This is a genomic window from Pseudolysinimonas sp., from assembly GCF_039912695.1.
In the GTDB taxonomy this organism is placed as follows: Bacteria; Actinomycetota; Actinomycetes; order Actinomycetales; family Microbacteriaceae; genus Pseudolysinimonas_A.
In genome coordinates, this window is the sequence record NZ_JBDSPJ010000002.1 from 131,096 (window position 1) to 153,590 (window position 22,495).

General features: G+C 66.7%; 21 protein-coding genes and 1 pseudogene. 3 read left to right on the forward strand and 19 right to left on the reverse strand.

What is annotated here, in order from left to right; translation table 11 throughout:
* Position 1 precedes the first annotated feature (1 nt).
* From hisF to fdhD, 5 genes are read right to left on the reverse strand one after another with little or no spacing between them, the layout of a single operon-like run.
* Positions 2-763, reverse strand: a complete 762-nt coding sequence (gene hisF / locus ABIR17_RS00725; RefSeq protein ID WP_348002437.1) for an imidazole glycerol phosphate synthase subunit HisF — start codon at positions 761-763, stop codon at positions 2-4.
* Position 764: 1 nt separating this feature from the next.
* Positions 765-1,619: an ATP phosphoribosyltransferase gene (hisG, locus tag ABIR17_RS00730; RefSeq protein ID WP_348002438.1), complete on the reverse strand. Its 855-nt coding sequence runs from the start codon at positions 1,617-1,619 to the stop codon at positions 765-767.
* A gap of 57 nt (positions 1,620-1,676) precedes the next feature.
* The gene (locus tag ABIR17_RS00735) at positions 1,677-1,940 is read right to left on the reverse strand and encodes a phosphoribosyl-ATP diphosphatase (protein WP_348002439.1); all 264 of its coding nucleotides are present in this window, start codon (positions 1,938-1,940) and stop codon (positions 1,677-1,679) included.
* Positions 1,937-4,270, reverse strand: a complete 2,334-nt coding sequence (locus ABIR17_RS00740) for an FdhF/YdeP family oxidoreductase (protein ID WP_348002440.1) — start codon at positions 4,268-4,270, stop codon at positions 1,937-1,939. Before ABIR17_RS00740 ends, ABIR17_RS00735 begins: the two co-directional genes overlap by 4 nt.
* Positions 4,267-5,151, reverse strand: coding sequence for a formate dehydrogenase accessory sulfurtransferase FdhD (fdhD, locus tag ABIR17_RS00745; protein ID WP_348002441.1), 885 nt, complete (start codon positions 5,149-5,151; stop codon positions 4,267-4,269). Before fdhD ends, ABIR17_RS00740 begins: the two co-directional genes overlap by 4 nt.
* A gap of 57 nt (positions 5,152-5,208) precedes the next feature.
* Between fdhD and ABIR17_RS00750 the strand changes: the two genes are divergently transcribed.
* Genes ABIR17_RS00750 through ABIR17_RS00760 form a run of 3 tightly spaced genes read left to right on the forward strand, consistent with a single transcriptional unit; the run spans position 5,209 to position 7,183 of the window.
* Complete coding sequence (locus tag ABIR17_RS00750; RefSeq protein ID WP_348002442.1) at positions 5,209-5,763, forward strand: molybdenum cofactor guanylyltransferase; 555 nt, start codon at positions 5,209-5,211, stop codon at positions 5,761-5,763.
* The gene (locus ABIR17_RS00755; protein WP_348002443.1) at positions 5,760-6,068 is read left to right on the forward strand and encodes a DUF6457 domain-containing protein; all 309 of its coding nucleotides are present in this window, start codon (positions 5,760-5,762) and stop codon (positions 6,066-6,068) included. Before ABIR17_RS00750 ends, ABIR17_RS00755 begins: the two co-directional genes overlap by 4 nt.
* Positions 6,065-7,183 carry a molybdopterin molybdotransferase MoeA gene (locus ABIR17_RS00760; protein WP_348002444.1) on the forward strand — a complete coding sequence of 373 codons (1,119 nt, stop codon included), beginning with the start codon at positions 6,065-6,067 and terminating at the stop codon, positions 7,181-7,183. The genes ABIR17_RS00755 and ABIR17_RS00760 overlap by 4 nt, the downstream gene beginning before the upstream one ends.
* 61 nt (positions 7,184-7,244) lie before the next feature.
* On the opposite strand, the gene ABIR17_RS00765 is transcribed toward ABIR17_RS00760, so the two are convergent.
* The 14 genes and pseudogenes from ABIR17_RS00765 to ABIR17_RS00830 form a co-directional block, all read right to left on the reverse strand.
* Positions 7,245-7,619, reverse strand: coding sequence for an FKBP-type peptidyl-prolyl cis-trans isomerase (locus ABIR17_RS00765; RefSeq protein WP_348002445.1), 375 nt, complete (start codon positions 7,617-7,619; stop codon positions 7,245-7,247).
* A 9-nt stretch (positions 7,620-7,628) separates the two neighbouring features.
* On the reverse strand, positions 7,629-8,096 hold the full coding sequence (locus ABIR17_RS00770) for an NUDIX domain-containing protein (RefSeq protein ID WP_348002446.1): 468 nt from the start codon (positions 8,094-8,096) through the stop codon (positions 7,629-7,631).
* Between the two features lie 23 nt (positions 8,097-8,119).
* Positions 8,120-8,785: a ribulose-phosphate 3-epimerase gene (gene rpe, locus ABIR17_RS00775; protein WP_348002447.1), complete on the reverse strand. Its 666-nt coding sequence runs from the start codon at positions 8,783-8,785 to the stop codon at positions 8,120-8,122.
* Positions 8,782-10,155, reverse strand: coding sequence for a transcription antitermination factor NusB (locus ABIR17_RS00780; protein WP_348002557.1), 1,374 nt, complete (start codon positions 10,153-10,155; stop codon positions 8,782-8,784). Before ABIR17_RS00780 ends, rpe begins: the two co-directional genes overlap by 4 nt.
* Before the next feature lie 5 nt (positions 10,156-10,160).
* Positions 10,161-11,057 (reverse strand): annotated as a pseudogene (locus tag ABIR17_RS00785) (methionyl-tRNA formyltransferase); the annotation flags it as partial.
* A gap of 38 nt (positions 11,058-11,095) precedes the next feature.
* Positions 11,096-13,045: a primosomal protein N' gene (locus tag ABIR17_RS00790; protein WP_348002448.1), complete on the reverse strand. Its 1,950-nt coding sequence runs from the start codon at positions 13,043-13,045 to the stop codon at positions 11,096-11,098.
* 7 nt (positions 13,046-13,052) lie between these two features.
* Complete coding sequence (gene metK, locus ABIR17_RS00795) at positions 13,053-14,252, reverse strand: methionine adenosyltransferase (protein ID WP_348002558.1); 1,200 nt, start codon at positions 14,250-14,252, stop codon at positions 13,053-13,055.
* A 47-nt stretch (positions 14,253-14,299) separates the two neighbouring features.
* Positions 14,300-15,517, reverse strand: a complete 1,218-nt coding sequence (gene coaBC, locus ABIR17_RS00800) for a bifunctional phosphopantothenoylcysteine decarboxylase/phosphopantothenate--cysteine ligase CoaBC (RefSeq protein ID WP_348002449.1) — start codon at positions 15,515-15,517, stop codon at positions 14,300-14,302.
* 25 nt (positions 15,518-15,542) lie between these two features.
* A complete protein-coding gene (gene rpoZ, locus ABIR17_RS00805; protein WP_348002450.1) occupies positions 15,543-15,809 on the reverse strand; it encodes a DNA-directed RNA polymerase subunit omega in 267 nt (88 codons plus the stop codon).
* A 29-nt stretch (positions 15,810-15,838) separates the two neighbouring features.
* Positions 15,839-16,738, reverse strand: coding sequence for a guanylate kinase (gene gmk / locus ABIR17_RS00810; protein WP_348002451.1), 900 nt, complete (start codon positions 16,736-16,738; stop codon positions 15,839-15,841).
* Positions 16,735-17,547: an orotidine-5'-phosphate decarboxylase gene (gene pyrF / locus ABIR17_RS00815; RefSeq protein ID WP_348002452.1), complete on the reverse strand. Its 813-nt coding sequence runs from the start codon at positions 17,545-17,547 to the stop codon at positions 16,735-16,737. Before pyrF ends, gmk begins: the two co-directional genes overlap by 4 nt.
* Entirely contained in the window at positions 17,544-20,861 is a 3,318-nt protein-coding gene (gene carB, locus ABIR17_RS00820) for a carbamoyl-phosphate synthase large subunit (protein WP_348002453.1), read from the reverse strand. Before carB ends, pyrF begins: the two co-directional genes overlap by 4 nt.
* Complete coding sequence (carA, locus tag ABIR17_RS00825; protein WP_348002454.1) at positions 20,861-22,000, reverse strand: glutamine-hydrolyzing carbamoyl-phosphate synthase small subunit; 1,140 nt, start codon at positions 21,998-22,000, stop codon at positions 20,861-20,863. Before carA ends, carB begins: the two co-directional genes overlap by 1 nt.
* Positions 21,997-22,491, reverse strand: a complete 495-nt coding sequence (locus ABIR17_RS00830) for a hypothetical protein (protein WP_348002455.1) — start codon at positions 22,489-22,491, stop codon at positions 21,997-21,999. Before ABIR17_RS00830 ends, carA begins: the two co-directional genes overlap by 4 nt.
* Between the last annotated feature and the right edge of the window lie 4 nt (positions 22,492-22,495).

The following is a 22,495-nucleotide window of genomic DNA, read 5'->3' on the forward strand; positions in this document are numbered from 1 at the left end:
CTCATCTCACCGAAATCCCTTCCGTTGCCAGCGCGCGCTTAACATCCCCGACGTTGAGCTCACCGCTATGAAAGACGGATGCCGCCAAGACCGCGTCGGCACCGGCAGCTACGGCGGGGGCGAAATCTTCGATCGCACCGGCACCGCCGCTGGCGATAACCGGTACTGAGCTGAGGTCGCGCATCATCCTGACCAGTTCGAGGTCGAAACCCTTCTTGGTTCCGTCGGCGTCGATCGAGTTGACCAGCAACTCCCCCGCTCCGCGTTCGATCGCCTCGACCGCCCAGGCCGCCGCGTCGACGTCGGTTTCGGTGCGACCACCGTGAGTTGTGACCACGAAGCCGCTCGGCATCCGGTCGCTGCGCTTGACGTCAAGCGACAGGACGAGCACCTGCGCGCCGAAGCGATCCGCGATTTCGCCGACCAGTGCGGGGCGGGCGATGGCGGCACTGTTAACGCCCACCTTGTCGGCACCGCTGGCGAGCAATCTGGCGACATCCTCGGCACTGCGTACGCCGCCACCGACGGTCAGCGGGATGAAGACCTGTTCGGCGGTCGCCGTCACCGTCGCGTACATCGTCGCGCGGGCATCCACCGTCGCGGTTACGTCGAGGAACGTGATCTCGTCGGCGCCCTGCTCGTAGTACGCACGAGCCAGGTCGACCGGGTCGCCCATGTCGCGGAGGTTCTCGAAGTTGACACCCTTCACCACCCGACCGTCGGTGACGTCGAGGCAGGGAATGACTCTGACGGAGACCGGCATGTCAGATTCTGGCGGCGTGAATCGAGGAGACCAAGATGGCGCGCGCGCCGAGCGCGTAGAGGCGATCCATCACGTCGTTGGTGTCGTCGCGCGGAACCATCACGCGCACCGCAAGCCAGCCGGTGTCGCGCAACGGCGAGACAGTCGGCGACTCGAAACCGGGAGTGATCGTCGACGCCTTCTCAAGCAGGTCTGCCGGAAGGTCGTAGTCCATCAGGACGTAACGGCGCGCGACCATGACGCCTTGAAGTCGGCGGCGGAAAGTCTCGAGCCCCTCGACACGCTCACTGCGCTCGCTTTCCCGCGTCGCGATCAGCACAGCGGTCGATTCCAGAATCACCGGGCCGAAGATCTCCAACCCCTGCGTGCGCAGCGTCGATCCGGTCTCGACGACGTCCGCCACGGCATCGGCGACGCCCAGACGCACCGCAGATTCCACGGCGCCGTCGAGGTGCACGACAGTCGCCCGCACTCCCTCGGCCTCAAGGAAGTCGCCTACGAGCGCGGAGTACGACGTCGCAACGCGGAGGCCAGCCAGATCGCCGACCTTCGTGAAACGTCCGGTCGGACCGGCGAAGCGAAAGGTCGAGGCGCCGAAGTCGAAAGCATCCACCTCGGCCGCGGCGGAGTGCGAGTCGAGCAACAAATCGCGCCCGGTCACGCCGACGTCGAGCGCACCGGCGCCGACATAGGTCGCAATATCGCGGGGCCGCAGGTAGAAGAACTCGACGTCATTCCGCGGGTCGGAGACGATCAGCTCTTTCGGGTCGCGGCGCACCGCGTAGCCCGCCTCGCGCAGCATGTCGACGGCGGTTTCAGAGAGAGTGCCTTTGTTGGGCACGGCGATTCTCAACATTGAACAGAGTCTTTCAGTCGAAGGTGAACGGTCTGAGGAGCGGCGCGGGGCCAACTTCTACAGATGTCGCCCGACGTCCTCGAGGGTGAGCTTTTTCGCGATCATCAGAACCTGCACGTGGTACAGCAGCTGCGAGATCTCCTCAGCCGTGCGGTCGTCACTCTCATACTCGGCGGCCATCCAGACCTCGGCCGCCTCTTCGACGATCTTCTTGCCGATCTCGTGAACACCCGCGTCGAGTCGCTCGACGGTGCTGGAGCCCTCGGGACGCGCGGCAGCGGTCGCCATGAGCTCCTCAAACAGCCCGTCAAAGGTCTTCACAGCCCCCAGGGTAGCGGGCTGGTGTCGCGTCTGCCGCCGCCCTCGACCGGCTCAAGTCGCACGATGACGGCCTTCGAGACGGGCGTGTTGCTCTCCTCGGCGGCGCTTGCCAGCGGCACGAGCACGTTCGCTTCCGGGTAGTACGCGGCGGCGCATCCCTTCGCCGTCGGGTAGGCGACGATCCGGTAGTTGCGCAGCACGCGATCCGGTTCGTTTTTCCACTCGCTGAAAATGTCGACGCGTTGATTGTCGGCAAGCCCGAGTTCGAACAGATCGTCGGGATTGACGAAGATGACGTCGCGCCCCTTCTTGATGCCGCGGTAGCGGTCGTTGAGGCTGTAGATCGTTGTGTTGAACTGATCGTGAGACCGCAGAGTTTGCAGAATCAGGCGCCCGGCCGGCCGCTCGAGGTGTTCGAGTTCGTTGACCGTGATCATCGCCTTGCCGGTCGCCGTGTCGAACCGGCGCTCGTCGCGCGGACCGTTAGGCAGGATGAACCCGCCCTTCTGACGGATCACCGTGTTGAAGTCGGCGAAGCCCGGAACGACGTGCGCGATCCGTTCCCGGATGGCGTCGTAGTCGTGCTCGTAGGCATCCCAGTCGATTTCGTAGCGCTCGCCGAGAGTGGCCTTGCCGAGTCGAGCAACAATTGCCACCTCAGACAGCAGGCCTTTCGCGACCGGCGGCACCGCTCCGTGCGAGGCGTGAACGGCACAGACACTGTCTTCAACCGACACGAACTGCGCTTCCCCGTTCTGCAGGTCGATCTCGGTCCGGCCGAGAGTCGGCAGGATGATCGCCTCTTCACCCGTCACGACGTGCGAGCGGTTCAGCTTGGTCGACACCTGAACGGTGAGCGACGCACCGCGCATCGCTGCCTCCGCCGCGGCGGTGTCCGAGATGGCTCCGACGAAGTTGCCGCCCATCGCGAAGAACACCTTGACGTCGCCCCGCTGCAGTCCCTCGACCGTCTGCAGGGCGTCGTAGCCGTGCGCTCGGGGTACCGAGAAGCCGAATTCGGCATCCATGGCATCCATGAATTTCTCGGGCATCTTTTCCCAGATCCCCATCGTGCGGTCACCCTGCACGTTGGAGTGCCCACGAATCGGCGAAGCGCCGGCACCGGGGCGACCGATGTTGCCGCGCAGCAGCAGCAGGTTGACGATCTCCTTGATCGTCGAGACCGACTTCTTCTGCTGGGTGAGGCCCATCGCCCAGGTGATGATGACCCGGTCGGCGGCGAGGTACTCAGCGGCGAAGGCATCCAGCTCGGCGGTCGTCAACCCGGTCGCGACCAACGCCGCAGCTTCGTCGAAGTCAGCCAGGTGACTTTCGAACTCAGCCAGCCCCGAGGTGTGCTGGGCCAGGAAGTCGTGGTCGAGAACCGTTCCGGGTGCCGCGGCCTCCGCGTCGAGTACTCGTCGAGAAGCCGACTGCAGCAGAGCCATGTCGCCGCCCGAGCGGATCTGGAGGAACAGGTCCGCCATCGCAGTGCCGTGCCCAATGATGCCGCGCACCTTCTGAGGATTCTTGTAGCGGATGAGTCCGGCTTCGGGCAGCGGGTTCACGGCAATGATGCGGCCGCCGTTGCGCTTGCACTCCTCCAGCGCCGACAGCATCCGCGGGTGGTTGGTCCCGGGGTTCTGACCCATCACGATCACGAGGTCGGCTTTGCCGAAGTCGTCGTAGGCGATGGTCGACTTGCCGATCCCAAGCGCTTCGCCCATCGCAGTACCGGTCGACTCGTGACACATGTTCGAGCAGTCGGGGAGATTGTTGGTTCCGAAGGCGCGCACGAAGAGTTGGTAGAGGAAGGCGGTCTCATTCGCGGTGCGCCCGCTGGTGTAGAACGCCGCCTCGTGCGGACTCTGGAGGGCGTTGAGCCGGTCGGCGATCAACTCGAAGGCGCGATCCCAACTCACCGGCTGGTAGTGGTCGGAGTCCTTCGCCTTGTAGACCGGCTCGGTCAGCCGACCCTGCTGCCCTAGCCAGTACTCGTCACGATCGAGCAGCGCGGTGAGCGAGTTCTCGGCCCAGAAGGTGGTCGGCACCGTGACCGGGGTCGCCTCCCAGGTGACAGCTTTCGCGCCGTTCTCACAAAATTCGAGGGCGTTGCGGTGACCCGGGTCGGGCCAGGCGCAACTCATGCAATCGAAACCATCCTTCTGGTTGATCGCGAGCATGAGTTTCGCGGTACGCAGCGGACCCATCTGCAGCAGAGCCGGTTCCATCGAGTGCAGGATCGCGGCTGCCCCAACGGCGTACTTCTCGCTCTGCCGGATCTTGATGTCGGGGTATTGCTCCGTCGGCGAGTCAGTGGGTTCGGTCATCGGGCCACCGCCTCGTGCACAGCAGACAACGCTGAGACCCGGTGATCGTGCGAATACACGACCATCGAGCGACCACGCATGAAGCCGATCACCGTCAGACCCGACTCCTGAGCCAGCTCGATCGCGAGCGACGACGGGGCTGACACTGCGGCGAGCACGGGGATGCCCGCCATCGACGCCTTCTGGGTCAGCTCAAACGACGCGCGTCCCGACACCTGGAGCACCATGCCGCGCAACGGCAGCAGACCTTCACCGTGCGCCCAGCCGATCACCTTGTCGACGGCATTGTGACGACCGACATCTTCGCGCAGCACGAGCAGTTCTCCGGTTCGCCCGTCAAAGAGGGCCGCCGCGTGCAGTCCGCCGGTCTGGTCGAAGACATCCTGACCCGCTCGAAGGCGGTCGGGAAAGGTGGCCAGCAGTTCCGCGTCGATCACCAGGTCGTCATCAGTGACCGGATGGCGGGAGGCCGTGCGCACCGCGTCGATGCTGGCTTTGCCGCACAGTCCGCACGAGGAGGTCATGTAGAAGTTGCGCTCGAGGCTCGGGTCGGGGGCCGCGACCCCGGCGGCAAGGGTCACATCGAGCACGTTGAAGGTGTTCTCACCGTCGTCCGTGATTCCTGCGCAGTAGCGAATCGCAGCGATCTCGCCGGCGTGAGCGACGACGCCCTCCGAGACCAAAAAACCAGCGGCAAGCTCGAAGTCGTGACCAGGAGTGCGCATCGTGATGCTCAGCGCCGAGCCGCCGACGCGAATCTCCAGCGGCTCTTCGACGGCCAGCACGTCCTCGCGGCGGGACAGCGTGGTCAGCGCTCCCCCGTTCGTGCCGTCTCCGAGCACGATCCTGGTGACCCGCTTCCTTGCGGTGATTCTTCCCATGTTCAAATACCTATCACGAGAGTGATGCGTCTCGGTCGTCGGCTTAGAGTGTTCGGCATGATCGTCGACGCTCTCATTCTCGCAGGAGGGCGGTCGTCACGGCTGGGCGGAACGGCGAAGTCACGTTTGGCCGTCAACGGTGTCACCCTGTTGGATCGCACGATTCAGGCTGCGGTCATCATGGGAGTGCGGCGCACGGTGCTCATCGGTGACGAGGTTCGGGATGACCTGGTCACCCTCCGTGAGGACCCTCCGTTCGCAGGGCCCGTAGCTTCGATCGCGAGTGGGCTTCGCGCCCTCTCGGGTGACGCGGATGCGGTTCTCGTTCTCGCCTGTGACATGCCGATGATCGTGGACGCTCTCCCCGCCGTGTTTTCTGGATTCATCGGGGACGGGGTGATCGCCATCGACCGCGGACGGTCCCAACCCCTGGTGATCCTTGTGCGAACCTCTGCGCTGGATGCTGCGGTTCACGCGCTGCCGACAATTGTCGACGCGTCGATGCGCAGCCTTCTCGCGTCACTCGACCTCACCGAAATTGTCGTACCCGACGGATCGACTGACGACGTCGACACCTGGGACGACGCCCAGCGACTAGGAGCCGTGCGATGACCGAGGTCCCCGAGAACTCCACTGACTCCACAGACACCACTGAGACCGACGACACTGACGTTCTCCTTGCAACCTGGGTCGACGAAGTACGAACTGCGTTGGGCATCGACTCTGCTGTTGACATCACGGCAGTGCTCGGTCTCGCCGGTGTGGCCGCACACGCCGTGGTGCGTCCCGCCGCTCCCCTCACCACCTACCTCGTCGGGTTCGCCGCGGGACGCGCGGCGGCATCCGGAGACGATCCCGATCTTGCCTTCCGCGAGGCTCTCCGCGTGGCGAAGACTCTCGCCGCCGAACGCTCGTGACCCATGCCGACCGCCTCCCCTGGGTCGAGGCGCGCGCTCGCGCGGCCGCCGCAGGGCGACTCCTCAGCTCCGAGGACGTTTCGCTCGAGGACGGCCTCGGTCGGGTTCTGCGCGCCGACCTGACCGCGACCCTCGACATCCCGCATTACGCCTCAGCAGCGATGGATGGCTGGGCTGTCGCGGGCGACGGACCATGGAAGCTGGTGTCGGGCTTTCCTCTGCGACCCGGCCTGGCCATCCCGATCGTCACCGGCGGGGCATTCCCAGTCTCGGGCGACCGCGTGATTCGCAGCGAACTGGCTCACGTCGTGGACGGCCTCCTCGTCGCCGACCAGGCTGAGAGTCGCGACCATGTGCGCCCGGCAGCCGAAGAGGCCCAGGCCGGCGAAGTACTCGTCACGGCAGGGACCCGACTTTCCCCCGCGCACCTGGCGCTGGCGGCCGCCGCGACAGTCGATCAGCTCACCGTCGCGGTACGCCCTCGGGTGGGATTCGTCTTCACCGGCGACGAAGTCGTGCTGTCGGGGGTTCCCGCCGCTGGACAGGTTCGCGACAGTTTCGGCGTGACCCTCCCGGCGATCCTCGCCGCGCTCGGTGCGCAGATCGGCGGTTCACTGCGGATCGGCGATGTCCGGGACGCCACGATGGCTGCTCTGCGCGACACCGACGCCGACCTGATCGTGACCACCGGCGGAACCGGCGGATCCGCGGCAGATCACCTGCGTCGGGCTCTGGAAGAACTCGACGCCAAACTGCTCGTTGCGGGGATCGCCGCGCGACCCGGCGGCCCGACGCTCCTCGGTCGACTTCCCGATGGGAAGCTCGTACTCGGTCTCGCCGGAAACCCGCTCGCTGCGATGCTCGGTCTGCTCTCGCTGATCGACCCACTGCTGGCCGGCTTCACCGGTCGCGTGCTGCCCGAACCACCCGTCATCCCGGTGCCTGACTCGGTACGCCGACATCCCGAACTCACCCGCCTCGTGCCCGTACGGGCCACGCTCGAGGAGGTCACCTGGACGGGTTCCGCGATGATGCGCGGTCTGGCCGCAGCGGACGCCGTGCTGGTCGTGCCGCCAGAAGGAGACGCGACGGTGATACGGCTGCCCTGGGGCTAGACGGTCGCCCGAGACGGGCAACCGCGCTGGCGCCGCGCGAAGGCCAGAAATGGCCTTCGCCTCAAGCGGGGCGCGCGCCGAGCAGGTCGATCACGAAGACGAGGGTGCGCCCCGACAGGCGGTGGCCGCCGCCGACCGGACCGTAGGCGTACTCGGGCGGGCAGATCAGTTGCCGACGTCCGCCGACCTTCATGCCGGGGATGCCTTCCTGCCAGCCGCGGATCAGGCCGTTCAGCGGGAACTCGATCGATTCGCCGCGGCTCCACGACGAGTCGAATTCTTCGCCGCTCTCGAAGTCGACACCGAGGTAGTGCACCGTGACGCGCGCGCCCGGGGTGGCTTCTGGCCCGTCGCCGACGACGAGGTCGGTGGCGGTCAGTTCAGTCGGGGCCGGGCCCTCGAAGAAGTCGATCTCAGGCTTTGTCATGTCACTCATACCGACAAGCTAATCAGACACTCGCGGCACCAGGCCGCTCGCGACAGCCCACCGCTGGACGAGGTCGGCCGGGAAATGGCGGAGATCTGCCGCGCGGAATTCATCCAGTCCCCACCAGCGCAGCTCGATCGTCGAGCGGATCTCGAGGTCGGTCCAGGCGTCGGACACGGGCTCGAACCTGGCGACACGCACGGTGAAGTAACGCTCGGTCTGGGTGACCAGCTGTCCGTCGAAGGGGAACTCCGCGACCCGTTCCCCCGGCAGTTCCTCGAGCCGTCCGGACTGGAGACCTGTCTCCTCCGCGAGTTCGCGTCGAGCAGCTTCGACGAACGATTCGTCGCCTTCGAGCCCGCCGCCGGGGGTGAACCACCAGTCGCCCGCGGACGGATCCGAGGGATCGAAACCATGAAAAAGCAGTAGGTGATCGTCATGATCCAGCACGAGGATGCGCGCGGCGCGGCGGGTGATCCGATCCATCGGGAGCAGGCGTGCGATCGAGGTTAGTGACGGTGAACGCGTTCGGCTGCGGCGCGGAGTCCGGCGATTGCGGCATCCAGATCGTCCGCGCCGTACACGGCCGAGCCGGCGACGAAGGTGTCCGCACCGGCTGCCGCCGCGCGCTCAATCGTCTCCAGTGAGATCCCGCCGTCGACCTGCAGCCAGACGTCGACGCCGGCCGCGTCGATCGCGGCACGCGCGTCGGCAACCTTTTTCAGCATGCCGGTCATGAAGCCTTGACCGCCGAAACCCGGCTCGACGGTCATCACCAGAAGCTGATCGAACTCAGCGAGGTTCTCGAGGTACGGGGCGAGATCTGTGCCGGGTTTCACCGCGACGCCCGCTCGTGACCCGGCGGCTCGGATGGCCCGGGCAACTCCGACCGGATCCGTCGCGGCCTCGACGTGGAAGGTCACCGACATCACCCCGAGCTCGGCGTAGCCAACGGCCCAGCGATCGGCATCCGAAATCATCAGGTGCACGTCGAGCGGGATCGGCGACACGGCCTGAAGCCGCTCAACCATCCGCGGCCCGAAGGTCAGGTTGGGAACGAAGTTGTTGTCCATCACGTCGACATGCACGGCGTCAGCGGTTGCGATGCGACCCACCTCGGCCTCGAGGTTCGCGAAGTCTGCCGTCAGGATGCTGGGCTCGATTCGCACGCTCACGGTGCCACCTTAGGGGCAGCGTCGCCGAGGAAATCGACCGTCAGCAACTGGATGAACATGGCATCTGTGCCGTGGCGGTGCGGCCACAGCTGCAGGGCCGGCCCAACGCCCGGTCCGAGATCTGCCGTCGCGATGTCGGCCACGACCGCGCGGGTGTCGAGCGCGCGCAGCGAGGGGTGACGGGCCAATGCGGCGGCGACAACATCCCGAGTCTCGGCCGGATGCGGCGAGCACGTCACGTACGCGAGCAGCCCGCCGGGCGCCAGGGCCGCAATCGCGGCGTCGAGCAGGCGAGCCTGAAGAGGAACGAGGTCATCGAGGTCGTGCGGGCTCTTGCGCCAGCGCGCTTCCGGCCTCCGGCGAAGAGCCCCGAGACCCGTGCACGGCGCATCGAGCAGGATGCGGTCGAAGGTTCCGGGATCCGAGGACGCAAATCGGGTGGCGTCACCGACGACTACCTCAGGTCGTGGGCTGAGCACCCGAACCGCGGTGCGCACCAGTTTTGCCCGCACTGGGATGAGTTCGTTGGCCAGCAGCGTCGCCCCGCCGAGGTTCGCTTCGGCTCCGAGGAGAGCCGCCTTCCCTCCTGGACCCGCGCAGAGGTCGAGCCAACGCTCCCCCGCAACGATGGGACGCGCCCGACTCAGCGCCAGCGCCGCGAGTTGGGAGCCTTCGTCTTGAACCCGGGCGCGGCCGTCGTGCACCGCGGGTACTCCGGACGGGTCGCCGCCGGGCGCGCGCACGGCAAGTGGCGAGATCGACCCGCGCTCCCCCACCTCGTCCCACTCGACGAGTCCCGGCAGCGCCACGAGAGAAACGGCGGGCGGGATGTTGTCGGCCGCGAGGAGGTCGTCGAGTTCGTCGACCCGTCCGTCAGCAGCGAGGCCTGCCCGCAATGCGTCAATCACCCAAACGGGATGCGAGGTCTCGGCGGCGAGAAGGTCATCACCCGACCGGCCCTCGGCGATCCGCGCATCCCATTCCGCCGGATCGATCCGCGAGATCGCGCGCAGCACGCCGTTGGCAAACCCGGTCGCACGTTTCGGAGCAAGTGACACCGTGTCGCCGACGGCCGCATGGGGCGGAATGCGGGTCGCCACGAGTTGGTGCACACCGAGGCGCAGCACATCCAGCACGACCGGATCGATCGCCGCTGCCGATCGCTGGGCGACGAGCTCGATGATGCTGTCGTAGCGCCCCTGCATTCTCAAGGTGCCGTAGGTGAGCTCGGTCGCGAGGGCGGCATCCGCCGGGCTCAGGTGCGCCTGACGGATGCGGGCGGGCAACAGCAGGTTGGCGTAGGCGTCGTCGTCGCGAACCGCGGCGAGCACCTCGGCGGCGACCCGTCGTGCGGGAGCTGCAGCATTCATCGCACGATCCCCCGCCACCAGTCGACGGCGGGCATCGCCCGTTTGCCTGCCGGGTGCACGGTGACAACGTGCAAGGGGTCAGTGCCGGTGCCGACCAACAGCCGGCCGCCTCGGAGCTCGAACGCGCCGGGCGCGATCCGAACTGCATCGTGCGTAAGCGCAGCGTCGAGAACCTTGAGCCGAGCGTCATCGATCAGGGTGAACGCGCCGGGCTCGGGGGTGGTGCCGCGAATTCGGGAGTCGACGACCGGTGCCGGCAAGGTCCAGTCGATGAGACCGTCGGCGAGCAGGAGTTTCGGCGCCAGGGTGACCTCGCCACTCTGGGGAACACTGATCGCCGATCCCCCGGCCAAGTCGTCAACTACCTCGCTGAGCAGGTGAGCTCCGCGCTCCGCGAGCACCTCAAGGAGGTGGCCGGCGGTCTGATTGCGACCGATCGGCTGCTCCAGCATCCCGAACACCGGTCCGGCATCGAGTTCGGCCACCAGTTGGAAGACTGCGGCTCCGGTCACCCGATCGCCGGCCATGAGCGCGCGTTGAACCGGCGCGGCGCCCCTCCAACGTGGGAGCAGCGAGAAGTGCAGGTTGATCCAGCCGAGCCGCGGCATCGAGAGGATCGGTTCCCGGATCAGTCCGCCGTAGGCGACGATGACCCCGAGATCGGGTGCGAGGGCAGCCAACTCGTCAGCGAGCGGCGCGACCCGATTGGCGCGCAACACCGGGATGCCAAAACCGTCCGCCGCCTGAGCGACCGGCGTCGGGGTGAGCACCTTCTTGCGGCCCAGCGGAGCATCGTCGCGCGTGACGACAGCAACGACCTCGTGCGGACCCGGCGCCAGGATGTTCAGACTCGGGACCGCGGCGACGGGACTTCCCGCGAAGACGATCCGAAGTGGAGGCACCCGTCCATTGTCCCGTTTCGCGGCGCCCTCACCGTCGCTCACTCGTCGAACGGCTCCGGGTCGTCGAAACGCGCCCGCAGCGGCAGGGGTTGCCTCCCCCGCGGGGGCGAGCCCGGCACCGGTTTGCGGCGGCGCGTGGCTTGGCGGATGACTTCGGCCCTGACCGCGTCAGCAACCTCGCTGCCGTGGCGGTAGTCGAAACGCAGAATCGATCGCGACCGCCCCGCCGCCTGCGTGGTGCCGAGCACCTCGGTGCCGGGCGGCAGGTGCCCAATCGCCTCAGCGACGGCGTCGGGCTCTCCCTCGATGGTCGTCATCCTGACCGCGGGCGGGAATCTCAGCTCTTTGCGTCCTGCGAGTTCCGAGCGCGCAAACTCGGGCTGGTTCCACCCCGCGAGGGCGTGGCCGAGGGTTCCGCCGACGCCGACCAGAACGATTGCGGCATCGTCGGAAGCGAGGGCAGCCGCGTCCGACCACCAGCGCAAGCAGTCCTCACCGACCCGCAGACTCTCGCGGGCGAGCATCCGTTCCCCATCGAGCAGCAGCACAGCGCGATAGCCAGCTGGCGCGAACGGCTCCGCCCCGCGGGTCGCGATCACCAGGGCGGGGGCGTCCTCAACCTCGAGCACCGGTCGCTCCCCGTCCGAGACGATCACCCGCGTGCCCGGAAAGGCTCGGCCCAGCTCGTCGGCGGTGCGCACGCTGCCCGACCCCAAGGTGCGAACCTGCGTGCCTCCGCACTTCGCACACGTCCAGACCCGGTCGGCTGTGCCGCACCAGGTACACGTCGGCGCAGCACCCGCGGTTCGCTGACGCAGCGGCCCCGTGCACCGTCGGCAGCGTGCCGCCTCGCCGCACGTCGCGCAGCGCAGCCCCGGCGCAAACCCGGGACGCGCGACCTGCACGAGCACGGGGCCACCCTTATCGAGTCCGGCGCGCGCCTCTCGCCAGGCAACCGACGGGATGCGAGCTCGCGCCGCGAGTGGATCGTCGCCCGGCCCATCGGCGGTCGGGATGACGCGCAACCGCTGCCTCTTCGCGGGGCCGATCTCGGCCAGCCAGCCGATCTCGACCAACCGCTCGACCTCGGTGCTGCGCGTGTGGCCGGCGAGCACGAGTGCTCCGCCCTGCTGTTCGTGTCGCACGAAGGCGGCATCCCGCGCGTTGACGTACGGGCTGAGAGGCTCACCCAGCAGCGGGTCGCCGTCGTTCCAGATCGCGATCAGCCCGAGGCGCTGTGCGGGGGCGTAGACCGCGGAACGGTTCCCCACCACGACCACGGGGTCGGTTCCCCCTGCGGCGAGCAGCGACCGGTACCTGTCGGCGTTCGGCTGTCGGGCATCCCAGCGCCAGATGGTTTCCGGTGGCAGCACTCGGGCCAACGCGCGCTCCACCTGCGTTTGATCACGATGGTCGGGGACGACCAGGATCGCCGAACTGCCGCTTGCCACCGTGTGAGCGGCCGCGCGCGCGAGCACGAGAGCCCAGCGAGCGACCGGCACGCCATCAGGTCCCGTCGTCACTCCCGGCTGCACCCGGAGGGCAATTCGTTCTGCGCGTTCGAGCGCCGGCCCGAGAGCGGGATAGTCCTCCCACGTCGGCGCCTGCACGACAGACGGGGGCTGCGGAGCGCGCGCGAGCCAGGCTTTTTCGACCCGCACCTGTCGAGGCGGGATGGCGAGGCGAAGCACGTCATTCACCGAGCCGGCCGCGCGGTCGGAGACGGCCCGGGCGAGCGCCCACACCTCGGGACGCAACACCGGAATCGGCGAGACAAGTGCCGAAACATCACTCAACGGTCCGGGAAAGTCGCCGTCGTCAACCGTTTCGACGACGAAGGCCCTCGCCATCCGATTCGCGGAGCGCAGCGGAACCATGACCCGTACGCCCGGCATGATGCCTTCGAGAGCATCCGGAATGCGGTAGTCGAGCAGTCTGTCGAGTTGGGGCAGCGCAGAGTCAACCAGGACGCGTGCGACGCCCGCCACGGCGGGTCTACAAGCCTGCGGCGGCGCGCAGCTCGTCGACGCGGTCGGTGACCTCCCAGGTGAAGCCCGGAAGTTCCCGGCCGAAGTGCCCGTACGACGCCGTCTGGGCGTAGATCGGCCGCAGCAGCTTCAGGTCGCGGATGATCGCCGCGGGACGAAGGTCGAACACCGCGCGGATTGCCTCGATGATCTTCTCTTCGGGGACGTGCGCACTGCCGAACGACTCGACATACAGCCCCACCGGTGACGCCGTGCCGATCGCGTACGCAACCTGCACTTCGAGTCGGTCGGCGAGGCCCGCGGCAACCGCGTTCTTCGCGACCCAGCGCAGGGCGTACGCGGCCGAACGGTCAACCTTGGATGGATCCTTACCGCTGAACGCGCCCCCACCGTGACGGGATGCTCCGCCGTAGGTGTCGACGATGATCTTGCGGCCGGTCAGGCCGGCGTCGCCGTGCGGCCCACCGATCTCGAATCGGCCGGTCGGGTTGATCAGCAGCCGGGTCTGTGAGGAGTCGAGGCCGACCAGATCCAGGACCGGACGGATGACGAGGCGCTCGACCTCGGCGCGCAACGTCTCGTTGTCAACGTCGGGCGAGTGCTGCGTCGACACCACGACGGTCTCGACGGTCTTCGGAACGGTGCCGTCGTAGCCGATCGTCACCTGAGTTTTGCCGTCGGGACGCAGGAAGTCGACAAGCCCGGCGTGCCGCACCTCGGCGAGGCGCTCAGCCATGCGGTGCGCGAGCCAGATCGGCATCGGCATCAGCACCGAGGTCTCGTTCGTGGCGTAGCCGAACATGATGCCCTGGTCGCCGGCTCCCTGCTTGTCGAGGTCGTCGACGCTGGTGCCTTCGCGGGTCTCGAACGCGTCATCGACGCCCTGCGCGATGTCGGGAGACTGGCCGCCGATCGACACCTCGACACCGCACGAACGGCCGTCGAACCAGACGTCGGATCCGGTGTAGCCGATGTCGGTGATGCGCTTGCGGATGATCCCGGGGATGTCGACGTACGCATGGGTCGTCACTTCACCGGCGACGTGCACCAGTCCGGTCGTGACCATGGTCTCGACCGCGACGCGGGCGGCCGGGTCGGCAGCGAGAATCGCGTCGAGGATCGAGTCGCTGATCTGGTCGCAGATCTTGTCGGGGTGTCCCTCGGTGACAGATTCCGAGGTGAACAGGCGCAGGGCTGCGTTTGAGATGCTCGGATTTGAGATGCTCGGATTTGAGGTGCTCGGATTTGAGATGCTCAGGGGGAACTCCGAAGGTCGGGGACGAGGTCCAGGATGCAGTGGGCCACGGCGTCTTTGAGACCTTCGGCCTCGGCAACTATATCCCCGGCTCCGGACACGACGATGATCGCGTTACGTTCCGTGCCGAAGCCTTCTGACCAGCCGACCCTGTTGATAACCAGCAGATCGACGCCCTTGCGCGCAGCCTTCGCTCGACCTAACTCAAGCAACGCATCGCGGTCGGGTTCGGTCTCCGCGGCGAAGCCGATGATGGTCTGCCCGGCAGGCCGGGCGCCCGTCAACTCTTTGAGGATGTCGGGGTTACGCACCAGATGGAGGTCAAGGGTGTCACCCGCAACCTCCTTCTTGATCTTGACCTCGGCAACAGTCTCGGGCCGGTAGTCGGCGACCGCGGCGGTCATCACGACAACGTCGGCGGCAGGGGAAGCCGCGTGCACGGCATCCCGCAGCTCGGCGGTGGTAGAGACCTCCTGAACCTCGATTCCGCCACCCGCGGCGATGCCGTTCAGGATGTCGGCATCCTCAATGTTCGCGACCACGAGGAGGACCTCTGCCCCGCGGGCTGCCGCCGCGCGCGCAATCGCGACACCTTGCTTCCCACTCGAGCGGTTGCCGATGAAGCGCACGGGATCGAGGGGCTCGCGCGTCCCCCCAGCGGTAACGAGAAACCTCAGACCAGCGAGATCGCGCGGGCCGACAATCGCCAATGCCGCAGCCACCAGTTCATCGGGTTCGACCATGCGCCCCAGCCCCGAGTCGGCACCGGTGAGCTGTCCTGAAGCGGGGCCCAGGATGTGCACCCCCCGTTCACGCAGAGTCGCGATGTTCGCCACCGTCGCGGCGTTGCTCCACATCTCGGTGTGCATCGCCGGCGCGAGCACTAGTGGCGCCGTGCTCGCCAGGATCGTCGTGCCCAACAGATCGTCGGCAGTGCCCGCAGCAATCTTGGCGATCGTGTTGGCGGTGGCCGGGGCGACGATGATCAGGTCGGCGCTCTGCCCGAGAGCCACATGCCGTACTTCCGCGACCCCGTCGTAGAGATCGGTGTGCACCAGGTTGCGACTCATGGCCTCGAGCGTCGGGCGTCCGACAAACTTGAGCGCCGCCTCCGTCGCGACGACGTGTACGTCATGACCGGCAAGTACCAGGCCGCGCACCACACCGACGGCCTTGTAGGCCGCGATACCGCCGGTGATGCCGACGACGATTCTCATGGGATCAGAGGCGCTTAGGCAGAGCCTAAGGAGTGGGCTCCGCGACGTGCTTCAGCACGAGCTTGTCGTCGTTGATCTCGTGCATCGCGACAGAAAGCGGCTTGTCGTCGATCGTCGAGTCGACGAGCGGTCCGACGTTGTCAAACAGCGAACCTTCGTGAAGGTCGGCGTAGTAGTCGTTGATCTGACGCGCGCGCTTCGAGGCAAAAATCACCAACTGGTACTTCGAGTCGACCTTCGAGAGAAGGTCGTCGATGGGCGGGTCGATGATGCCGCTGTTGCGATCGGCCATGGGTTACGCTCCTGGAGTCTTCGCGCCCATCACAATTTGGGCACTGTCAGCAATTCTACGACCTCGCGCGCCGCTTGGCCGACTTCGCTGTTCACGACTTTCACGTCGAACTCATCCTGCGCCGCCAACTCGACCCGCGCCGTCTCCAACCGTCGGGTCTGCTCTTCCGGGCTCTCGGTCCCGCGGCCGATGAGGCGGCGAACCAATTCCTCCCAGGTCGGCGGCAGCAGAAACACCAGCAGAGCCTCCGGCATCGCCTCTTTGACCGACCGCGCACCCTGAAGATCAATCTCGAGCAACACACTTTTGCCGTCCGCGAGAGCCCGATCGATCGGCGGCCTGGGCGTTCCGTAGCGGTAGGCGTTGTGCACGGTCGCCCACTCGAGAAACTCCCGCTGGGCGATCATCCGGTCGAATTCGGCGTCGCTGACGAAGTAGTAGTGCTCGCCCTCGATTTCACCGGGTCGCGGCGGGCGCGTCGTTGCCGAGACGCTGAGCAGCACGTTGGGGTAGGTCTCACGGATGTGCCGGGAAACGGTCCCCTTTCCCACCGCGGTCGGACCGGCGAGCACGACCAGGCGACTGTGGCGGCGACCGGCGGCGCTTCGTGCTTCACGGTCCATCAGAAAGTCGCGCAGTTCGAGCCGCTGGCGAACGCCGAGCCCCCCCACCCGCTTGGCGGGTGCGATCTGTAGCTGCGCCATCACCCGCTCCGACCTGGTCGGGCCGAGCGTCGGGATGCTGCGCAGCAGTTCGCTGACCCGAAGGGTGGCTTCCGCCGAACCGGGGTCGCCGTCCCAGGCGACCTCGGCGACGTCAAGCGCGCGACGCTCTCGGGATGCGACCTGACGTTTCACCTCGGCGCGGGCACGTCGCGCGGCGACCGCAGCTCGCAACCCCGCCGCGCGGTCGACCTCGGGGGGTTTCACGGCGTCACGTCGCGGAGGTCGGCCGCCATCCGGTCGATCGCGGGGGCGAGACCGTCAGGTCCGGCCGCGAGCAACTCGCGCGAGACGTGCACAGCCACCTGGCCGGATGCCGACCCGAACACCCGCGCGAGATCAGACAACCGGGCACCCTGCGCTCCGAACCCCGGGGCGAGGATCGGCACACCGGTAAACCGCTCGGGCGTCAGGCCGTAGGCGGCCGGGTCGATCGTCGCGCCGATCACGAGCCCGCCCGAGCCGGGCAGCTCGCGAACTTCATCGACGAGCGCAGCCGCGACGGTACGGCCGTCGGCACGCATCGCCGTTTGCGTGATGATCCCTTCCGGGTTCGAGGTCGCGGCCACCACGATCACGCCCTTCTCGAACTCGTCAGCCCTCGCCAGCACACCCGACAGTGAGCCGATCCCCTGATAGGCGTACGCGGTCATCGCGTCGGCCTCGAGTGGTGACCCCGGCGTGAGCCACGCCTCGCCGTAGGCATCGACTGTCGACCCGACATCTCCGCGCTTGCAGTCGGCGATGACGAAGAGCCCCGCCGACCGGGCCGCCGCGATCGTGGCTTCGAGGGCGGCGTAGCCGCCCGACCCATGACGCTCGAAGAATGCCACCTGCGGTTTCACGATTCCTGCTCGGCCGGCCACGGCATCCACCGTTCGGAGTCCGAATTCGCGCACGCCGGCCGCGGTGTCCGGCAGACCCCAGATCGACAGCACCGACGCATGCGGGTCGATGCCGACGCAGAGCTGACCCGACTCCGACAGGGTCGCGAAGAAGCGGTCGGCGAAGGTCATCTCGCTGCAAGCCTCCGTGTCTCGAGACTCCGAGCGCGATCTTTCGCGTAGTCCTGCAGCGAACGCACCCGCATGTCACCGTGCTTGATCTCGAACGCGGCGACGGCCGCTGCGAGTTGCGCGATCGTCGTGAAGAGAGGCTTGTCGGCAGCGACAGTCGCGGTGCGGATCTCGAAGCCGTCCGCCCGTGCGCTGCGTCCCGACGGGGTGTTGATCACAACATCGATCTTGCCCTCGTTGATCAGTTCGACGATAGAAGGATCCGCAGCGTCGACGGCCTGCCCCATGAAGTACTTGCGTACCGCTGTCGCCCTGATTCCGTTGCGGGCCAGCACCTCGGCGGTGCCGTCGGTTGCGACGATCGTGAACCCGAGTTGCGACAGTCGCAGGATCGGCAGCACGACGGCGCGCTTATCGCGGTCGGCGACCGACACGAAGACGGTGCCCGACTCCGGCAACCCGCCGTAGGCGGCATCCTGACTCTTCGCGAATGCACGCGGGAAGTCGGCGTCGATTCCCATCACTTCCCCGGTCGAGCGCATCTCGGGCCCGAGAACGGAGTCGACCACGTTGCCTTCGCGCGTTCTGAACCGCTTGAACGGCAGCACCGCCTCCTTCACCGAGATCGGCGCGTCGAGTGGCACGTGTTCGCCATCCTCGGCGGGCAGCATCCCGTCGTTGACCAGGTCGCGAATCGTGCGACCGACCATCACGAGCGCAGCCGCCTTGGCCAACGGGATGCCGAGAGCCTTCGACACGAACGGCACGGTCCGGGAAGCGCGCGGGTTGGCTTCGAGCACGTAGAGCACTCCGGCCCCGACAGCGAACTGCACGTTGAGAAGGCCCCGCACCCCGATCCCTTCGGCGATCTTGCGGGTGGCCTCGACGACCCGGTTCTGCACGTCGCGGCCGAGCGTGACGGGAGGCAGGGTGCACGCCGAGTCACCCGAGTGGATGCCGGCCTCCTCGATGTGTTCCATGATTCCGCCGACGTAGAGCTCGGTGCCGTCGTAGAGCGCGTCGATGTCGATCTCGACCGCGTCATCCAGGAACCTGTCGACCAGCAGCGGCGAGCCAGGACCGATGATCGCCTGTTCACGTACCCGGTCGAAATAGTCCTCGAGTCCGGGTGTGTCGTAGACGATTTCCATCCCGCGGCCGCCGAGCACGTACGACGGACGCACGAGTACCGGGTAGCCGATTTCCTCAGCGACGGTGACAGCGCTCGGCGCATCCGTCGCGATGCCGTTTTTCGGTGCCAGCAGGCCCGCAGCATCGAGGATGCCGGAGAACAACCCACGCTCCTCGGCGAGGTCGATCGCACTCGGGCTGGTGCCGAGGATCGGAACGCCGGCCGCTTCGAGACCTTTCGCAAGCCCCAGCGCAGTCTGCCCGCCGAGTTGAACGATGACGCCGACCAGCGTGCCGGACTGCGATTCGGCGTGGATGACCTCGAGAACGTCTTCGAGGGTGAGCGGTTCGAAGTAGAGCCGGTCGGAGGTGTCGTAGTCGGTCGACACTGTTTCAGGGTTGCAGTTGATCATGATCGTCTCGTACCCGGCATCGTGCAGCGCGAAAGATGCGTGCACGCACGAGTAGTCGAACTCGACACCCTGGCCGATGCGGTTCGGGCCGGACCCGAGGATGACGACCTTCTTCGCGCCGCTCGGCCGCACCTCAGTTTCGAGATCGTACGAGGAGTAGTGATACGGCGTCAGCGCGGGGAACTCGCCCGCACAGGTGTCGACGGTTTTGTAGACCGGACGCACCCCGAGCTGCCAGCGCAGGTTGCGCACCTCCTGCTCGGTGATGCCGCGAAGTTCGGCGATCTGAACGTCGGAGAAGCCGTGATTCTTCGCCTCGACGAAGAAGTCGCGATCGAGTTTGAGCGAGCCCGCAAGCCACGCCGCGACCTCGTTGATCAGCAGGATCTGGTCGAGGAACCACGGGTCGATCTTGGTCGCGTCGAACAGTTCCTCAAGCGTCGCGCCCTTGCGGAACGCCTGTTGCACGGTCACGATGCGACCGTCGGTCGGCACCTTGGCGATCTCGATCAGTTCGGCCTTCGACCGCCCCTCGGCGCCCCAGTGGAAGCTGCTCCCCCGCTTCTCGAGACTCCTCAGCGCCTTCTGAAGCGCTGTCGTGAAATTGCGGCCGATCGCCATCGCCTCGCCGACACTCTTCATCGTCGTGGTGAGGGTGGCATCCGCCGACGGGAACTTCTCGAAAGCGAAGCGCGGTACCTTCACGACGACGTAGTCGAGGCTCGGTTCGAAAGATGCCGGCGTCACCTTCGTGATGTCGTTCGGAATCTCGTCGAGTCGGTAGCCGATTGCCAACTTCGCGGCGATCTTGGCGATCGGAAAGCCGGTCGCTTTGCTGGCAAGAGCGCTCGACCGCGAGACCCGCGGGTTCATTTCGATGACGATGATGCGACCCGTCGACGGTTCGACCGCGAACTGGATGTTGCAGCCACCGGTGTCGACGCCGACTGCCCGGATAATGTCGATCCCGATGTCGCGCATCCGCTGGTATTCGCGGTCGGTCAGGGTGAGAGCCGGCGCGACCGTGATCGAGTCGCCGGTGTGCACCCCGACCGGGTCAACGTTCTCGATCGAGCAGACCACCACGGTGTTGTCGGCGGTGTCACGCATCAGCTCGAGTTCGTACTCTTTCCAGCCCGTGATCGACTCCTCGAGCAGAACCTCGGACGTCGGCGACTGGTGCAGCCCGTCACCGACCATGCGGATCAGTTCATCCGGGTCGTGCGCAAAACCTGAGCCGAGACCGCCCATCGTGAACGACGGCCGGACCACGAGTGGGTAGCCGAGGTCGGCGGCGGCATCCACCGCCTCACCGATGGTGTGCGCGATATGGCTGCGTGCGACCTCGGCACCGGCGGCGATGACCAGCTCTTTGAAGATCAGACGGTCTTCGCCCTTCTTGATGGCCTCGACCTTCGCGCCGATCAATTCGACGTGATACTTCGCCAGGATGCCGGCCTCGTCGAGAGCGATCGCCGCGTTGAGTGCGGTCTGGCCGCCCAAGGTCGGCAGGATCGCATCCGGACGCTCCAGCTTGATGATCGCCTCAAGCGCCTCGTTGGTGATCGGCTCGATATAGGTCGCGTCGGCGAAGTCGGGGTCGGTCATGATCGTTGCTGGGTTCGGGTTGACCAGGATCACCCGAACGCCCTCCGCGCGCAGCACACGGCAGGCCTGAGTGCCGGAGTAGTCGAACTCGGCCGCCTGGCCGATCACAATCGGCCCCGAGCCGATGACCAGCACACTCGAGATGTCGGAACGCTTGGGCATCAGTTCGCCTTCTGATGCGTCAGCACCATGTCTCGGAACCTGTCGAAGAGGTAGTTGGCATCGTGCGGACCGGCAGCCGCCTCGGGGTGGTACTGCACCGAGAAGGCCGGGATGTCGAGCGCTCGCAGTCCCTCGACGACCTGGTCGTTGAGACCCACGTGGCTGACCCCGACCATCCCATAGCCGTGGGGACTCTCGACCGCGCGGTCGAGCGGAGCGTCGACCGCGAAGCCGTGGTTGTGCGCGGTGATCTCAACCTTCCCGGTCGAGCGGTCGAGCACCGGTTGGTTGATACCCCGGTGGCCGAACGGCAGCTTGTAGGTGCCGAACCCCAGGGCGCGACCGAGCAGTTGGTTGCCGAAACAGATGCCGAAGAAGGGCAACCCGCGATCGAGCAGTTCGCGCAGCAGGGCGACGTGAGCGTCGGATGCTTCCGGGTCGCCGGGACCGTTGGAGTAGAACGCGGCCACCGGGTCGATCGCGAGTACCTGCTCGATCGTGACGTCGTGCGGGAGCACATGCACCTCGAACCCGCGTGCGGCGAGGTTGTCGATCGTCGACTGCTTAACCCCGAGGTCGAGCACGGCGAGGTTGCCGATTCTCTGCCCCTGCGCCGGTGTGACCACTGGCGAGGTGACCGAGACTTCTGCCGAGAGATTCAGCCCGGCCATCTCGGGCGAACTCCTCACGATTTCGAGCTGCTTCTCGGGGCTGAGGCCGGCATCCGGTCCCGAGAAGACTCCGGCTCGCATCGCGCCGGAGTCGCGCAAATGGCGGGTCACGGCGCGAGTGTCGATGCCTGACAGACCGACGATGCCGTTCGCGACCAGATCGTCGTCGAGCGATCGATTCGCTCGGTGATTACTCACCACCCGAGAGGGGTCACGCACGACGTAGCCCGAAACCCAGATCTTTCGAGACTCGGGGTCTTCGTCGTTCATGCCGGTGTTTCCGATGTGCGGTGCGGTCATCACCACGATCTGGCCGGCGTACGACGGGTCGGTCAGGGTCTCCTGGTAGCCGGTCATCCCCGTCGCGAAGACGGCTTCGCCGAGAGTGCGTCCGCGGGCACCGTAGGCGCGCCCCTCGTAGCGGGTGCCGTCTTCGAGAACCAAGACGGCGGGATCAGTGGAGGTCATGCGCGCTCCTTGTTGGGCACAGGCTTTTTCGCGACAGAAGAAACAGTGTTGAGGGCGTCGAGCAGCACGTCGGGATCCGTCGACTTCAGGTAGCTATCGATCCGGGCGTCACCGAGAGCCCAGCGGATGAAGACGAGCCCGTCGTTCGCGACGACCTTGTCGATCGTCCAGGTCGCTCGTCCGACTCCTTCGATCGCATCGCGGGCAATAAAGAAGGCGGGCTGCCCAGCGATCGAAAGCACGACGCCCTCCGGAGAGACTGCGACCCCGGCGCGACCCCGAAACGCGAGGCCGCGCACGGTGATGCGGTCCAGCGGCGCGTCGGCACGGGTGGTCGCGACGTACAGCAGGTCCTGCACGAGCAGCGGTTCACCGAGCGTCGCGGGTGGCGCACCGAGGGTCGGGAGGTCGGCCTGGCTTCGACGTCGCTTGCGCCAACCGAGCGCAAACCACACCCCGACCAGAATCAGAACCGCGAGAACGGGGATCAAGGCG

What these genes read in the sequence shown, in the direction of transcription:
- ABIR17_RS00750 (WP_348002442.1), top strand. Translation starts at nt 5,209, where the DNA reads ATGATCGTCGACGCTCTCATTCTCGCAGGAGGGCGGTCGTCACGGCTG.
- ABIR17_RS00770 (WP_348002446.1), bottom strand. Translation starts at nt 8,096, where the DNA reads ATGGATCGGATCACCCGCCGCGCCGCGCGCATCCTCGTGCTGGATCAT.
- ABIR17_RS00780 (WP_348002557.1), bottom strand. Translation starts at nt 10,155, where the DNA reads ATGAATGCTGCAGCTCCCGCACGACGGGTCGCCGCCGAGGTGCTCGCC.
- ABIR17_RS00740 (WP_348002440.1), bottom strand. Translation starts at nt 4,270, where the DNA reads ATGACCGAACCCACTGACTCGCCGACGGAGCAATACCCCGACATCAAG.
- hisF (WP_348002437.1), bottom strand. Translation starts at nt 763, where the DNA reads ATGCCGGTCTCCGTCAGAGTCATTCCCTGCCTCGACGTCACCGACGGT.
- pyrF (WP_348002452.1), bottom strand. Translation starts at nt 17,547, where the DNA reads ATGACCTTCGCCGACCGCTTCTTCGCGACCCTGTCGGAGTCGGGTCAG.
- ABIR17_RS00755 (WP_348002443.1), top strand. Translation starts at nt 5,760, where the DNA reads ATGACCGAGGTCCCCGAGAACTCCACTGACTCCACAGACACCACTGAG.
- rpoZ (WP_348002450.1), bottom strand. Translation starts at nt 15,809, where the DNA reads ATGGCCGATCGCAACAGCGGCATCATCGACCCGCCCATCGACGACCTT.
- carB (WP_348002453.1), bottom strand. Translation starts at nt 20,861, where the DNA reads ATGCCCAAGCGTTCCGACATCTCGAGTGTGCTGGTCATCGGCTCGGGG.
- ABIR17_RS00765 (WP_348002445.1), bottom strand. Translation starts at nt 7,619, where the DNA reads ATGAGTGACATGACAAAGCCTGAGATCGACTTCTTCGAGGGCCCGGCC.
- coaBC (WP_348002449.1), bottom strand. Translation starts at nt 15,517, where the DNA reads ATGAGAATCGTCGTCGGCATCACCGGCGGTATCGCGGCCTACAAGGCC.
- fdhD (WP_348002441.1), bottom strand. Translation starts at nt 5,151, where the DNA reads ATGGGAAGAATCACCGCAAGGAAGCGGGTCACCAGGATCGTGCTCGGA.
- hisG (WP_348002438.1), bottom strand. Translation starts at nt 1,619, where the DNA reads ATGTTGAGAATCGCCGTGCCCAACAAAGGCACTCTCTCTGAAACCGCC.
- carA (WP_348002454.1), bottom strand. Translation starts at nt 22,000, where the DNA reads ATGACCTCCACTGATCCCGCCGTCTTGGTTCTCGAAGACGGCACCCGC.